The sequence below is a fragment of the Nocardia sp. CC213A genome, assembly GCF_030766805.1.
In the GTDB taxonomy this organism is placed as follows: Bacteria; Actinomycetota; Actinomycetes; order Mycobacteriales; family Mycobacteriaceae; genus Nocardia; species Nocardia otitidiscaviarum.
Genome location: NZ_JASFXA010000015.1, coordinates 148,856 through 163,286 on the forward strand (window position 1 = coordinate 148,856; position 14,431 = coordinate 163,286).

The 14,431-nt window shown below is 65.5% G+C and carries 14 protein-coding genes and 1 pseudogene; 10 read left to right on the forward strand and 5 right to left on the reverse strand.

Annotation, left to right across the window (positions count from 1 at the left end; translation table 11 throughout):
- Both QJS31_RS25640 and QJS31_RS25645 read right to left on the reverse strand, forming a co-directional pair.
- A complete protein-coding gene (locus QJS31_RS25640) occupies positions 1-1,635 on the reverse strand; it encodes a multicopper oxidase domain-containing protein (RefSeq protein ID WP_306357923.1) in 1,635 nt (544 codons plus the stop codon).
- 150 nt (positions 1,636-1,785) lie between these two features.
- Positions 1,786-3,165, reverse strand: coding sequence for an NAD(P)/FAD-dependent oxidoreductase (locus QJS31_RS25645; RefSeq protein WP_306357924.1), 1,380 nt, complete (start codon positions 3,163-3,165; stop codon positions 1,786-1,788).
- Positions 3,166-3,332: 167 nt separating this feature from the next.
- Here QJS31_RS25645 and QJS31_RS25650 point away from each other — a divergent pair, with 167 nt between their 5' ends.
- From QJS31_RS25650 to QJS31_RS25685, 8 genes and pseudogenes are all read left to right on the forward strand, one after another.
- The gene (locus QJS31_RS25650) at positions 3,333-3,491 is read left to right on the forward strand and encodes a hypothetical protein (protein WP_306357925.1); all 159 of its coding nucleotides are present in this window, start codon (positions 3,333-3,335) and stop codon (positions 3,489-3,491) included.
- 58 nt (positions 3,492-3,549) lie between these two features.
- Positions 3,550-4,356 carry a class I SAM-dependent methyltransferase gene (locus QJS31_RS25655; RefSeq protein ID WP_306357926.1) on the forward strand — a complete coding sequence of 269 codons (807 nt, stop codon included), beginning with the start codon at positions 3,550-3,552 and terminating at the stop codon, positions 4,354-4,356.
- A 135-nt stretch (positions 4,357-4,491) separates the two neighbouring features.
- Positions 4,492-4,693 (forward strand): annotated as a pseudogene (locus QJS31_RS25660) (IS3 family transposase); the annotation flags it as partial.
- Between the two features lie 109 nt (positions 4,694-4,802).
- Positions 4,803-5,768 (forward strand): nucleotidyltransferase, encoded by a 966-nt coding sequence (locus tag QJS31_RS25665; RefSeq protein ID WP_306357927.1) that lies wholly within the window; start codon positions 4,803-4,805, stop codon positions 5,766-5,768.
- Complete coding sequence (locus QJS31_RS25670) at positions 5,765-6,319, forward strand: hypothetical protein (RefSeq protein WP_306357928.1); 555 nt, start codon at positions 5,765-5,767, stop codon at positions 6,317-6,319. Before QJS31_RS25665 ends, QJS31_RS25670 begins: the two co-directional genes overlap by 4 nt.
- Positions 6,309-7,562 (forward strand): ThiF family adenylyltransferase, encoded by a 1,254-nt coding sequence (locus QJS31_RS25675; protein WP_306357929.1) that lies wholly within the window; start codon positions 6,309-6,311, stop codon positions 7,560-7,562. The genes QJS31_RS25670 and QJS31_RS25675 overlap by 11 nt, the downstream gene beginning before the upstream one ends.
- The gene (locus QJS31_RS25680; RefSeq protein ID WP_306357930.1) at positions 7,559-8,056 is read left to right on the forward strand and encodes a Mov34/MPN/PAD-1 family protein; all 498 of its coding nucleotides are present in this window, start codon (positions 7,559-7,561) and stop codon (positions 8,054-8,056) included. The genes QJS31_RS25675 and QJS31_RS25680 overlap by 4 nt, the downstream gene beginning before the upstream one ends.
- A 125-nt stretch (positions 8,057-8,181) precedes the next feature.
- On the forward strand, positions 8,182-9,147 hold the full coding sequence (locus QJS31_RS25685; protein ID WP_306357931.1) for an SAVED domain-containing protein: 966 nt from the start codon (positions 8,182-8,184) through the stop codon (positions 9,145-9,147).
- A 611-nt stretch (positions 9,148-9,758) separates the two neighbouring features.
- On the opposite strand, the gene QJS31_RS25690 is transcribed toward QJS31_RS25685, so the two are convergent.
- The 3 genes from QJS31_RS25690 to QJS31_RS25700 form a co-directional block, all read right to left on the reverse strand.
- Positions 9,759-9,956 (reverse strand): hypothetical protein, encoded by a 198-nt coding sequence (locus tag QJS31_RS25690; protein WP_306357932.1) that lies wholly within the window; start codon positions 9,954-9,956, stop codon positions 9,759-9,761.
- 1,931 nt (positions 9,957-11,887) lie between these two features.
- Entirely contained in the window at positions 11,888-12,244 is a 357-nt protein-coding gene (locus tag QJS31_RS25695) for a hypothetical protein (RefSeq protein ID WP_282780879.1), read from the reverse strand.
- Between the two features lie 60 nt (positions 12,245-12,304).
- Positions 12,305-13,117 (reverse strand): GAF and ANTAR domain-containing protein, encoded by an 813-nt coding sequence (locus QJS31_RS25700; RefSeq protein WP_282780877.1) that lies wholly within the window; start codon positions 13,115-13,117, stop codon positions 12,305-12,307.
- A gap of 398 nt (positions 13,118-13,515) precedes the next feature.
- On the opposite strand from QJS31_RS25700, the gene QJS31_RS25705 reads away from it, so the two are divergent.
- Complete coding sequence (locus tag QJS31_RS25705) at positions 13,516-13,911, forward strand: pyridoxamine 5'-phosphate oxidase family protein (RefSeq protein ID WP_372341814.1); 396 nt, start codon at positions 13,516-13,518, stop codon at positions 13,909-13,911.
- Positions 13,912-13,975: 64 nt separating this feature from the next.
- Positions 13,976-14,206, forward strand: a complete 231-nt coding sequence (locus tag QJS31_RS25710) for a hypothetical protein (RefSeq protein ID WP_282780874.1) — start codon at positions 13,976-13,978, stop codon at positions 14,204-14,206.
- Positions 14,207-14,431 lie beyond the last annotated feature (225 nt).

Genomic DNA, 14,431 nt, shown 5'->3' on the forward strand with positions numbered 1-14,431 from the left:
TCAGTTCCCCTGTCCCGGAGGGACGATGAGCACGTTGCCCATCATGCCGTTGTCCTCGTGCGGCAGGATGTGGCAGTGGTAGACGGTTTTGCCGGTGACGTCGGGCCGGAAGTAGGTGCGTAGGGTGAATTCGCCCTTGGGGGGCAGGGTGAACACGTCCCACCAGATGTAGGGGTCGGTGTCGAAGGTGGTGTCGCCCGGCGGGATTCCCCGAACGTCGATGACCTGGAACGGGTTGACGTGGATGTGGAACGGGTGGTGGAACACGTCGTCGTTGACGATCCGCCATTCCTCCACGGTCCCCGCTTCGACGACTTGGTCGATGCGGTCGTGGTCGTAGAGTTGGTCGTCGATGTAGAAGGCGACGCCCGCGCCGTCGTTGCCGCTGATGTCGCCGCGGAAGGTCAGGGTGCGGCGACGGGCCACCGGCAGGTCGGGCATGACCGGCGGGGAAACCAGCTCGGTGGGTATGCGCCCGTCGGCGGTCGGGCCGCCGACCACCAGCGTCGCGAGTTGCACGGTGGGCCGTGCGCCGCCGGGATGGCCTTGGTCGTAGGAGCGGTTGATGATGGGGTAGCGGCCGGGTTCGCCTGCCTTGACGATGAATTCGGAACGGTTGCCCGAGCTGAGGAATACCGCGGGCGCGCGCTTGGGCCGGGCGAAGGGGATGCCGTCCTGCCCGATCCGATGCATCTCGTGCTCGGCGATATGCAACCAGACGGCACGGTGCGGTGCGGCATTGAGCAGCCGCCAGCGTTGTGTCTCGCCGGGGCGCATATGGATCTCGGGCAGCAGTTGTCCGTTGAGGGTGAAGGTGGTGGTGGTCGGCACGGCCGGAATCGAACTGAACGGCACCTGCCCGCCGGTGGGTACCACGAGCGCGGTGGGGACCTCGCCGTTGTCGTCAAGCCACAGCTCGCTGACCACGATGCTGCGTTCGCGCATGGCGGCGATTTCGGGGACGGTGTCGATATCGCCCTCGACGATCAGTGGACCGGCCAGGCCCGCCCACGCCTGATGGGAGGTAGATCCGTGGAAATGTGGGTGGTACCAGTGCATTCCGGCGGGCTGGTCCGCCGGTATCCGGTAGATGTACTGGTGTTGGCCGAGCGGGTCGACACGGAGGAAGACGTCATCGGCTTGTCCGGTGGGCGGCACCTGAAGGCCGTGGGTGTGGATATTGGTGGCGATCATCATCTGCGGCAGCGTGTGCCCCTCGCCGACGCGTTCGGCCAGGTCCGGGCCGCAGACGAGGCGGTCGTGCGACCCGCCATGGCTGCCGTGCTCGGCGGCGCGGTGTGCGCACATCGGGGGCATGTTGTTGTAGGGCAGCCCCATCGGTCGCATGAGGTTGCGCAGCAGCAGCCGGACCTCGTCGCCAGGACGGAACCGCAGGATCGGACCTGGGAGTTGCCCGTTGTAGGTGTCGACGGTGATGACGCGGTCCCCGACGGGAACCCGCTGGGCGTACATGTCCAGTTGGTAGTCGAGAACACCGTCGCGGCTGCGGATCTCGGGCAGATCGCGCAGCGGTTGCCCGAACGACGATCCGGCGAGCACGCCGGTCGGGTAGGGCAGCGCCAGATGCGCTGCGGCCGCCAGCCCGGCGGATTTGAGCAATGTCCTGCGGTCCATCGGTCGGCATGTCCTTCACGGAGTCGAGCCTGCTGAGGAGTCGAACAGAGCCATTCATGCGTGCGCGAGCACGAGGCGCGCGACAGCGCCTGGATCATGTCACGTCAGGGGTCGAGCGCAGGGAACCCGAGCGGCGGACACGCTCGTCTGTCAGCGGGCTGACAAACTCCGATCTCGGCCGTCGCGGCGGGGTCGGCGCGGGGAGTCGCCGTAGCCGAAGAACTGGGCGGCGGCCTGTTGCACGGCCATGGACCACGTCGGATACGCGTGCACGGTCTGGGCGAGTCGGCCGGTGAACATGCCGGTGCGCATGGCCAGTGCCGGTTCGTGGATGAGTTCGCCCGCCCTGGCGGCGACGATGGTCGCGCCCAGAATCCGTCCACCGCCCACCATGCCGAGGATTCGTCGGGGTCCCGCGATGAGCTTGACGAATCCGATGGTCCGTTCGGCGGTGATGGCCCGGTCGAGCTCCGACATCGCCAGCACCGCCACCCGTGCGCGCTCGCCGACCTCGTGCTCGCCGAAGCCGACGGTGGCGACCTCCGGGTCGGTGAACACCACCCGGGGGATGCCGAGCGGATCGAAGACCGGACGCCGATGGCGGCGCAGCGCGGCTGCGACCGCTGTCCGCCCCATCGCCGCCGCGGCATGGGTGAACGGAGACAGGCCGGTGACGTCTCCGGCCGCGTACACAGTGGCGGTAGTGGTGGCCAGGTGTCGGTCGACGGCGACGAAACCCTGGTCGTCGGTGCGTACTCCGGCGTTGTCCAGATCGAGTCCGGCGGTCTGTGGGGTGCGGCCCGTCGCCATGAGAAGTCGCTCCACGGTGATCGACGTCCCGGTATCGGTGGACAGGATGATGCCGGTCCGGTCCTCGGTCACGGAGGTAACCTCGGTTGCGGTGTGGACGGAGACGCCGTCCTCCGTGAGGATCTTCGCGATCGACGCCGCGGCGTCCGAGTCCACGCCGGGCAGCAGCCGGGCAGCCGTCTCGATCAAATGAACGACCACGCCGAGTCGGGAAAGTGCTTGCGCCAGCTCGCATCCCACCGCTCCGCCCCCGATGATCGCCATCGATTCCGGCTGATCGGTGTGGTCGAATACCGTGTCGGTGGTCAGAAACGGCACGTCGGTGATTCCGGGGATCGACGGAACGGCCGGAACCGTACCGGTCGCGATCACGGTGCGCGCGGCGCGCAGTCGTCGACCGTCGACCTCGACGGTGTCGGCGGACCGGAACCGTGCCCGGCCGCGAATCACCTCGATCCCACGTTCCCGCAGCACCTCCGCGTTCTCGGTGGCGGCGATCCGTTCGATCGTCCGGTGCACCCGCTCCAGCGCCTGTGGGTACGACAATCCCTGGGCCGCCGACTCGATCAGCGTCTTCGACGGCACGCATCCGGTGAAGGTGCAGTCGCCGCCGAGTTCACCCTCTGACACCAGCACGACACGCACTCCAGCCCGCACCGCCGCCTCGGCGGCCGTCAGCCCGGCCGCACCACCGCCGAGCACCATCACGTCGTAGTCCATACCGCATGGCCTCCCATCGCTCTCCACATCCGAACACAGACGACAAGCGGCCCGATGGGTGAATGTCAGATATCCGACATTCCGTTCGTGATCCGATCGGCGTTGCGCGAGGATCATCGCTATCCCACCACGGAACGATGCTTACGAAATCGGAAGGATGGTCACCAGTGGAGGTTACCGTGGAGCGACTCGCGGACCTGCTGCGCGAGGCCGAAACCGAACACGGGAAATACGAGCGGATGCTGGGACACCGGGACGAAACCTGGGCGGACTGGTACGCCGAAAACCTTGTGCGGCGACTGCCCGTTCTCCGCCTCGTGACCTGATCCGACAGTCTTCTCGAGAGTGTGGAACGCGCCGATGGCGAACTCGAAGCGGTGAATTGTGGAGAACTCGGCACGACCCCGTCATACGGCACCGGGAAACGAATGGGAGCGATATCTCACCGGCTACCACAACGAGCGGCCGGGAATCACCGAACGGCTGCTCGGCGCGGCAGTCGATAAGCACGGCTTTCAACCGTACTCATGGCTTGCGGATCCGCTGCGCGACACAGCGGGACCCGTTCTGGATCTGGCCTGCGGATCGGCGCCAACGAGGACGCACCTGGCCGGCAAGCGCTGGCTGGGTGTGGACCTGTCGGCGCGGGAACTCGCCGTCGCGGCCGGTCTGGGACGCGGTCCGTTGCTCCAGGCGAGCGGTGACCGTCTGCCCATCCGCACCGAGTCCATCTCGGCGGTATGCGCTGCCATGTGCCTGCAGATGTTGACTCCGCTGGACGATGTGCTGGCCGAACTGCACAGGGTGTTGCGCCCGGGCGGACGACTCGCCGCACTCGTCCCGGCGGGTATGCGGCCGGGCCGCGCGGCGTTCCGCTGGTGGCGAATCATGCGAACACTCGGAATCCGATCCTTGCCATGGCCCAACCCGCAGGCGAATGACGGGCTCCCGGCCTTGCTGCAGGCCCACGGGTTCACCGTCGACAGCTCCGATCGACGGGACTTCCTGCGCGCGATCTCCTCCCCGGACGACGCCCAGCTGCTGATCGACGGATTGTATCTGCCCGATACCGCCCCCGATCGCATCAGCACCGCGAAGAACACCCTGGCGTCCTGGTCCGGCCCCGGCCTATCCATGGTCTTCCCCCTACACCGTGTCATTGCGCACCGGCCGGCCCGCGGCGGTCGATGACCACGGGCTCGAAGGGCTCCGAATCGGAAAGCCGGGCCACGAACGAGCTGCTCTACGGGCTTCGCTCCGGTCGATGGCAGCCCGCCGCCTTGGCTGTGTGGCGGCGCGACCATTACGGGCACCCCGATCGAGCCCGGTCTGATCCACCACTCGGATGCCGGGTCGCCAATACGCGTCGGTGAAGTTCACTGAATCCCTTGCCCTGCAGGGACTCTCGGCGTCGATTGGCTCGGTTGGTGATGCCTACGACAATGCCCTGGCGGAATCGATCATCGGCTTGTTCAAGACCGAGGTCATCAACCGGCACGGCCCGTTCAAGACACTCACCGAGGTCGACTTCGCGCGAGTCACGGGTACCAGCGTTGATCAAATCTGTCGGTGGGTGACCGTAGACTTCGGGGACGTTCCTTCCGTCACGGCGCGGGGGGAGAATTGGAGGTTGCTCAGTGAGTGTCTTCGCAGCGTTCGACGCCTACCAGGCGACGGTCGACGCCGATCCTGCGCAGGTTGCGCTGGCCCGCGAGCGCCGCGATGTTTTCGTCGGCGCGCTCGAAAACGCCAAGGGTGTAGTCGAAGTCGTTAAATCGGGCTCACTTCAGCGCAGTACACAGCTGCAGCCCATCCACGATGTTGACCTGATCGTCGTCTTCGACACCGAGGAACACTCAAGTTGGGGACAGTCGGGGGCCTCGTCGGCGCAAGCGCTCGAGCATGTTCATGATCTAGTTACCTCGTGTCTGGGAACGGGCTCGGGTTCGGTGGACCAACTGGTACGGCTTGCCCTGCACGCGAACCGTAACCGTGCGGTGAAGTGCTTTGTCGATCCACCCGAGCAGGAGAATGCTTTCACTGTCGACGTCATGCCGGTCCTGCGGCAGTCCGACGGCACGTTGTTGGTGCCGAGCACCACGGACGAACGGTGGTCGACCGCCGATCCGGAGTTCCTGATCGAGCAGGTCGCTACGCGGCAGCGTGAGTGGAGCTACTTCCGGCCGCTGGTGCGTGTGCTCAAGGACTGGCGTCTGGATGTTCGCGTCGAGGGGAAGATCAAGTCATTGGTTATGGAAGTTCTTGCGTTGGAGTGCCTTCCGCGGCAAGGGAATCGTCCCAATGCGCTGCGCTCGTTCTTCACCTCCGCTGCGGTTCGGGTGAACACTGGCGTGTCGGACCCAGCTGGCCACTGTGGGCTGATCCAGCCGGACTTGGACGTCGAGGGGCTTCGTTCGGCGCTCGAGGAGGCGGCCGACATGGCTGATCTAGCTTGCGATCTCAGTACCCGCAATGACACCGACAGCGCGCTTCGGGTGTGGCAGGAACTGTTCGGTTCCGACTTCCCTGCCCCACCGAAGAAGCCCAAGGGCGGTGTCGCTGCGGCACCGGCGCCTCTGATCAAGGACGCACCTCAGGGATGACTCCGGAGCAGCGTGCCGAGGAGTCGGCCGGGTACGACTGGTGGGTGCACGAGCCGCGCAGACTCGCAGCCGATCGCAACGAGATCCGCCGACGGTTCCCCGCCTTGGTCTGGACGTCCCGAGATTCGGGCGAGTGGGAGGGAGAACTTCCGCTCTGGCCATTCGATCGGTCGCGGCCGCCGGGGCTCGACAACTTGTTGCGGGGGCAGGGCCTTCGGGTGCTGGTGCAGTGTGGGCAGGCATATCCGGTGGTTGCGCCGAAGCTGTTTGCACTCGAGCCCGAACCCGCCCTCCATCAGCGGTTGCTGCATCGATGGCACGTCAACAGTGACGGGAGCTTGTGTCTGCTGGCCGACCCGACTCGATGGACCAACAGAATGTCTCTTGGCGATCTGCTGCAAAAGGCGGCCGGATGGCGTATCGAATATGAGTTGATGGTCGCGGGTGCTGTGGAGTCGATGACCGCCAACGGCATCGTCAGCGACGACGCGATCGATCACCTGATCTCGCAAGCGGCCACCGGATACCGGAACGACAACGATGACTGTTGACTTCCTTGTTCTGCTGTCCAGCGAAGCAGAAGCGGTTCTGACCGGCGGCGGGCAGTGGGGTCAACTGACCTGCCGTGTGTCCGATCCTGACGGTGTCGCGGCTGTGGTCGCGATTTCGAACGGCCAGGAGTCCCGGCGCCCCGTCAGTGCATGGGGTGGCACCCATTTCCTGTCAGTGGCAGACGCGCGCCCGAGCGGGTTCTGGTACCAGGTAGACCAGGAGTTGCACATCGCGTGGATCCACGCGGCGATGCGGGGAATCGGCATTCAGCTCAACGCATTTCGTGATCGGATACCGACACGTTTCCAGCATCCAGGTGAAGGTGCCTACCTCGCGATCACCTTTGCGCCGGATATCTCACCGGAACACGTAGGCGTGCCGTCGATCGTCGCCTGGCAGGTGCAGTCGGACATCGTGTTACCGGTGCGGGCCGAGATCGCCTCGGCGACTACCGGTATCGAGCTACTCCAGGGGCATTGGCCGGTGGAGGTGCTGCAACGCAAGCGAGTCGCTGTGGTGGGCGTCGGCAGCATCGGATCGGCTGCGGTTCACGCTCTGGTCCGCTGTGGTGTGGGCGTACTCGATCTCATCGATCCGGATCGGCTCCTGCCGCACAACCTGATTCGCCACACATCCTCGGCCAAGTACGTCGGGAAGCGCAAAGTCGACGCGTTGGCGCTCGAGCTGCGCGAGTCGAATCCGCACACTGCTGTGCGGCCTCTTCCCTTTGACGTGGTCGCCGAAGCTAACCGTGCCCGTCAGGTGTTGGAACGGGCGGACCTGGTTCTCTGTGCGACCGACGGAATCGAACCTCGCCGGGTCGTCAGTCACCTTGCCCGCCGCGCGCGTGTCGACGCGGTGCTTGCGTGCGTGCTCGAGGACGGCGCGTTCGGGGAGGTCATTCGCCTTCGTCCCTGGCCCACGCACGGATGCCTTACCTGCCGCCGCGAGGCTCTCCAGGAGCAGGGTGCGTTCGACCCGGAGCCGGGTCTCCACCGCCCCTATGGTGAAGCAACGACGCACCGCCCGATGACCGCCGTCGGCAGTGACCTGCAGCTTGTCGCGACGCTGCTCGAAGCCGAAGGGGAGTCCGACCAGCGTTTGCCGGGTGAAGAATTCGTTGTTGCCCTGCGTCCCTCGCCATCCTGGCCGGCACCCTACGATCTGCGGCGGTGTAGTGAAATCCGTTGGCTGTCGGCGTCGGCACCACGACCAGGCTGCCCGACGTGTGGGCACGGATGAGCGCTGACGAACGTGTCGCCACCGTGAGGCTGAGCTATGGTGCCGCGCGCACGATCAGCCGGGAGGCGCAGGCATCGATGTGGGATGGCAACGAAACCGGCGGGATCCTGCTCGGTGACTATGGCAACGATGGCAGCGTACGCATCCGGTTCGCGGGTACACCGGGCATCAACGCCGTCCGGCGGCAGGACTTCTTTCTGCGCGATCTAGAGCATACTCGCAGCTACGCTGAACACTGTTTTCACCGTTACGGTGTCGTATGGGTGGGCGAATGGCACACCCACCCCGGTCACGCTCCTGTTCCTAGCATTCGTGACCTGGCTACCTACGATGCGATGCTGACCGATCCCGATCTCAGATTCGGCGCCGAGTTCATCGCCATCATCAGCGCTCCTTCCCACCAGAATCCTGTCCGCTGGGACCTCGCGGCGTGGGCTTGCGTTGGCCTCACCTACCGTCCGCTCCCCATTGAGCGGCATGCCGCGACCGACTAGTAATCGCCGACACCGGGAGAACCATAGAAGTGACCCAACCGAATCCGCGCCAGCCACGAGTTGTCGTCGTCGGAACAGCGACACCCCAAACCAGCCGGGGCTGGCAGGCTGTTCGCGACGGGGCAGTGCTGCACACGATCGGGTTGCTGGTTGTCGGGGGATGGGGGCTGGAGGTCGCGAAGTCCTTCGCTACCAAGGAATCCGCAGGACGCGTTTGGCTGATTGCAGGTCTGGTCGCAGGGCTCGTACTGCTTGGCGTGGCGTGGTTTCTGCGGCGGCGAACCCGCCGCAACGCACGAGTCGCGATTGTGGTCACCGCACCTGATGCCCGTCGTGGTATGGCCCGTGCGTTACAACTGACGCAGCAGGCCGAGAACTTCGCGCAGGCAACGTGCAGCGTCACGCTGAAGGCTGAGGTACCAACTTCGGAGGGCGAGCGACCCACCAAGGCCGTGATCACTGAGCTCGCCGACGAGACCCTTACCGCCATGTCCCTGGCCGAAAGGCTCACCCCGGATGCCACGAGATTCAATCTGATTCCCACGATGCCGCTGCACGCTGCCTTCTGGTTCGGGATGCGCCTAGGCCACACACACGCACGCGACATCCGGGTGTACCAGGTGCACCAGGGAAACGGCGACCGAGTCTATTTCGAAGCTACCTCCCTGCGGGCTGTTCAACGCCGCCGCTCGCCGCTGACCGTTCATCCCGTCACCACCCTGCCCGAGGGGGATCCGGCAACTGCCGCCCTGGCGCTGGACCTGCAAGGACGGGGGGACGGATTTGTCGAAGCCGTCAAGGCCACGTGCCGAGACCGCGGCATCGGCACCCTGCTTGTGCTTCAGAGCTCCGGGCTGGTTCTCGACGAATCTCCCGGAAAGTTCGGCGATGTCGTGGCGCAGGTGGTCCAGGAGTGGCGTGCCGCTACCTTGCCCCCGTCGGCCAGGACCGGACGTCATACCGTATTCCTCAGCGGACCCGTCTCAATATCACTGGCGTTGGGCGCGCTGTTCGCCGCCGAAACGGGGCGTTGGCAGCCAATGACATTCGACCCTGAATCCGGTCGATATGAGGAACTCCCACAACAGTGACTGGGCAGGGTGCTTCCGAGTCTGGATCCGCAGGCAAGAACCGCGGCGGACGGAGACATGCCCAGCAATCGATGGAGGATTGCTGAATGATTGCTGAGGTGAAAACTTCGTCGGCGGTTCGTCAGTGCGACACGCCGGTGGACTCAGCGCGCGGCGGGTGCTGTCGGACAAGGTACCTCGACACCTCTACCGCCCCAGCGGTTGTTGTCGTCGCTGGTCCTATCTCCGCTCGAGGTTTGGCCGAGAAATCGGCGGCGGGTGCATTTAGCGGCATCGGTTCCTGGCTCGGAGTCTGCAACCATCCCCGCTGACCTTAGATTGATCGACTAACGCGGTGCCAGATTTCGCTCAATCTTGGCTGTGGGCCGTGATCGGACCAGGTCTCGGTGTAGCCGTCGGAGTGTTCCACCGAATCCGATTCCGCCACCGCAGCCGTATCTGCGCCTGCACGACTGATTCCGCGGATTGACAGTCAACGAGGCGTTCTTGTCGTTGGCAGAGTTGCTCGCACTCATCGATCGCGACGCTCCCGCTTTCCGATGCGAATGGTGGACCAACCCCCGCCACGCCTACGCACGCAGCTGGCTCAGCGCCGGATTCGAGGTCGCCTCTCAACTGCCGGAGAACGAACGTTGGCGCTTCGTCCGCCGAGTGGCAGGAGGGCGGGGTGGCAATGGCCTGAATTCGATCTCTGGCCAGACCCACTCCGGGGTGTCCGCCTTCGTGGCGTCGACGCGCGTCCACAGCTCGGCAAGCTCTTCCGGATCAGGGTCTCGCTCGTCCGGACGGGCGTCACTGTCGTCGGCCATGCTCTGAGTATGAGATCGCGCGTATCGCACATGGTCGTTCTGCGAAGTGCCATGGGTCGTTGAAGGTTTGCCACGGTTCGGTCAAGTTGAGAACGACCGCTTCGGTGGCTCCTGCGCAACATCGATGAGGTATGTACCGGTCTCAAGGCCGCGTTGTGACATACCCCGTATCGGTATAGGTCTCGTCCCGTCTTCATCCCGTCGCGTATGTGGAATTGTCGGGCATCAGCGGGAAGTGTTGGGACTTGTCGAGACGATATTCATGCAGGTAGAAGCCAAGAAACCGCCTCTGCTCAGGCGGCCCCGAACCCGCCCGAGATCATGAAGGAGATCATCGGGCGGAGCTTGAAGCTGGCCTGAGCGCGGGATGCGCGCTGCCGAAAGGGATTTCGCGCTGACTCAACAGTGGGTGGACGCTGCGGTGGCGCAATAGGGGGTACCGGAGTATCCGGTGCCCCATCCGATCGGTCGAGTTGCTGCGGTTCCTGCGGAGCCGGTTCGGCCCACGCGTCTCGATGCGGAAGCCGTTGGCACAGCGGGTTTCGGGTCATGTACCGATCGAGATGTTGTCGTCGCGTTCCCGACGGACGCGGTACGGACTCGCTTTGCGGGCGTCCCGGGCGGACGCCACCGGGGTTTTGATCGATCCCTCTGCCGAGCGCACCGCTCACCAGGGATCGGAGCATCCTGTGATCGAGAGTCATTGGGTACGGCTGCGTGCGATTTCGGTCGCCATCGACGAGTGGGAACCCCGCGCGGACTGGGGAGATCGCATCTGCGCGGCGCTGTGGCCTGCCTCGACGGAGTCGACGCCGTCTCGGTTCCGTTACGGCTGAATCGAGACAGCGTGGAGCTGTTCGGATCCAGTGATGCCTGGGCCGCCGAGTTGGAAGACATTCAGTTCGACGTGGGGGAGGGGCCAGGTCTGGACGCCTTTTTCCGCGGCGAACCGGTGTACTCGGATGCGGCTACGGGGTGAAGCGCTGGCCGTCGTTCGACCGCGACCGCGACCGGAATAGGTGCGGTGGCGGCGTTTCCACTGCATCTCGGCAGTGTCGGATTCGGGTCGGTGAACCGGGATCATCGCCGCCACCCGGCGGATAGACATGGCCGAGGCCATGGTCCGGCTGCGTCTACACGCTTCCGCTACCGGCCGGTCGGTGCGCACAGTGGCCGGCTGGGGTGGTGATCGGTCATTGCCTGCCTGAGTTGTGAGCCGCCGTCGAACCGACGCCCGGCCCGTGTTCGTTCGCTGGAGCCTCGTCGACCTCAGCCGCTAGGATCGTCGAAATGCGTTGGCTGCGGCGCTGATCCGCTGACGTGGGTGACGATCTCGGCGGCCAGTGCGGCTATCTTCGTATTACGGTGCTGAGAGACCGTGCGCAGGATCGTGAGCCGCAGACCGATTCGGTATCCGGCATCGACAGCCGTACCGAATCAGTGGTCGGGCAGTCCCCCGGCAGGATTGCGGCGGGTCCCGACGGTATGCGTGGCCCGTTGCCGATGCGGCTCGCGTGCTCCCCGGACCGGCCGCGGCGGTGATCCGGAGGTGGCGGTGATCCGGAGGTGGCGGCAACCGGAGTACCTGGTTGTCGTCCCACCACACGAGTCCGATCGCGGGTCGGTCAGGCAGCATTCGGGCGATGACCTCGACCACAGCGCTCAGCGACTCCTCGACATTTCCGGCCGACAAGACGAGCGTTGAGATCTCAGACAGCCCCGCTGCCAGTCCATAGTCGGGGAAATCGACTGTCCGGAATGAGCGCTTCCCTTCGAAAACGCTTGCCATTCTATCGAATTCAGGACACCGCCCCAGGGCATCGGTCCTGTGTGCCATCAGACGCTGCGCTCGAGGGCGAGGACTCGGAGGCGGGCGCGTGCGCAATCACCGCGGACCGGTACGGCGGTGGCCATGCGAGGTGCGGGGACCGTCAGCGGCGGCGTCGTCGAGCCGGCGTGGGGCCGCGCCCGTTACCCAGCCCGGTGGGATCGTGGTCGCCGATCACGGCGAGCATGGTCAACCCGGCGTCGCGGATGACCCGATCCAGATCGTCGAGGACCTCGTCTACGGCGCTACGACCGGCGAGGCTGTCGGTCGCGTCGTCACGCTCGAGCAGCGTCCGCAGTGTGTGCAGCCGCAATCCGGCGTCGAACAGGTGCCGCACCAGCCGGTCGCAGCACACCGTCACCCGCTCCTGCAAGACGGAATCGACGGGAAGCGTCGTGGCAAGGGGGACGACTGACTCGTTCGGGACGGCGGTATGCGCCGAGAAAGCAGCATCAACCATGACGGCTCCGGTCGTTGGCTGGGACCGCGAGCCGCTCTACGGGACTCGAGGAGTCATTGATTACTGTACGCCGTCCGTGCCCAGGTGACCGTCGCGATGACGAGGTTGGGCGTTGTCGCGGCGGCGCGGGGTCGACGGGTTGAAATGTAGTGGGGCGGGTTCGGTGCCGGTAACCGAGCGGATGATCTCACTCGCCAGCGCCGCGAGTTTGATATTGCGCTGCTGGGAGGCGCTGCGCAGGATCGCGAACGCGGCGGTGCGGTCGCAGCGCCGCTGCCCCATCACGATTCCCAACGCCTGGTCGATTATCGACCGCGATGCCAGCGCGGCTCGCAGTTGATCGGTCAATTCGACTTGACGCGCAGATTCCAGGGCCGTGGACAGCAGCACCCCCGTGTGCGCGCCGGTCAATGCGATCGCTCGCTGTGCCATGGCATCGAACCCGTTCGGCTTCGGCGAGTACAGGTTCAGGGCCCCGATCGCGCGCCCATCGGCGATGAGCGGTTCGGAGTGAATGGACCGCACCCCGTGCGCGAGCATCCGCGTCGCGTAGTCACCCCACCGGTTTTCGGAGACGGTATCGGGCACGGACACCGTGGCGGCGGTCTTGATGGCTTCCAGGCATGGACCCAGCCCGTTGCTGTATTGCACCTCGTCGAGTAATTCGGCGTGTGCGCCGGTGGAGGCGACGGTCATCGCCTGCCCGTCACGTTCGAGGGTGACACCGGCCAAAGGGTGACCCGGTAGCATACGCGAGGCGATATCGGCGATATCCCGCAGTGCGTCCTCGATATCGGAGGTCGACAGCAGTAGCGCGGTCAACTCCGACAATCCGACCGCCAATTCTTCGGCCGGAGACCGATCCTCGACCATCAGCGACCATTCCTCGCCGATACCGTGCGGCCTCGCGCACGCTCCACGGCCTCGCCGGGCCGATGGCCGCAGCTACCTGAAGATGGCCGGGTCGCCCCGGCATCGCAACCGATCCCCACGCTGGAACCGGTGGGAGAGCATCGAAACGCGGACGCCGTCAACCAACAGGTTTTGCCCACCTCGCACCGGGGCAGCATTACTATGAATACCACGCGCGGGTGTGGCTCGCCAGTGCTTCGTACCACCTCCTGAACCCCGGTCATGCAGGCGCACAACAGTTTCGCGATCACCACGCGCGATCACTACTGTCAACAGGTGGAGACCGAATGACCGGATCCGATATGCACACGTCGACCCCCCGCGATCCGACCCGACCGGTCCCGACGGCTGCCGTGCCGGTGCCCGTCCGGGAACTCTCGCCCGAACAGTCGCTGCGGTTGCTCGCCGACGCCGACTTCGGGCGGATCGTGTTCTCCCGCTATGCACTGCCCACGATCCGCCCGGTCAACCACGTCGTCGCCGACAATCGCATCATCATCCACGCCAACCCTGGAACCACACTTGTCGCGGATCGCCAGGTCGTCGCCTACGAGGCCGACATCATCGACTCCGTCACCCACCGCGGCTGGTGCGTCATCGTGACCGGCACCGCCGAGGAGCTCACCGACCCTGATCGGATCGCTCACTATCGTGGCCTGCTCCTCCCGTGGTTGCCCGGCTCCCACGATCGCTTGATCGCCATCGAACCCGAAATCGTCACCGGCATCCAACTCGTGCCCCCCGCCGACCGCTGACCCGGCAGCCGTCGAACTCCCGCGAGGCGGATCCGGCGACTCGGCTGCCGCAGGGTCTGCCCACATGGTGGTCAGACGCGCGACGGCAGCCCTGGCGGTCGCCGCGTTCGGTTCGCTGTTCCTCCAGATCGCGGTCGTCGCCGCAGCTCCATCCGCGGCGGTCGAGTACTCGCCGCCGGCTCTGTGGGCGGTGCCGACCGCGCCCGCGGACTCCGCGACGATCATCGGCGCGTTCAGTTTCGGCAACCGGATCCCGCGGGTGTGGATGCGACACGTGTGGTCGGCAAGCCGCTGAGCTTCCGCCGCCTGGTTCGAGCCGAGCCCTCAGCCGTGCGCAGCTGGGCGACGCCGACCTGGTGAATCAGCGATCGGTTCGAGGATCACCACGTCGTCACCCAGGTGCGGGCTCGCCCGGTCGCGAGCGGAGTTCTCTTGACCGCAGATCTGAGATGGTGAGAAACTTCTACTATAAACATCTCACAACCGGGTGTGAGCCCTCACGTCCGGCGGAGCCCGTTCT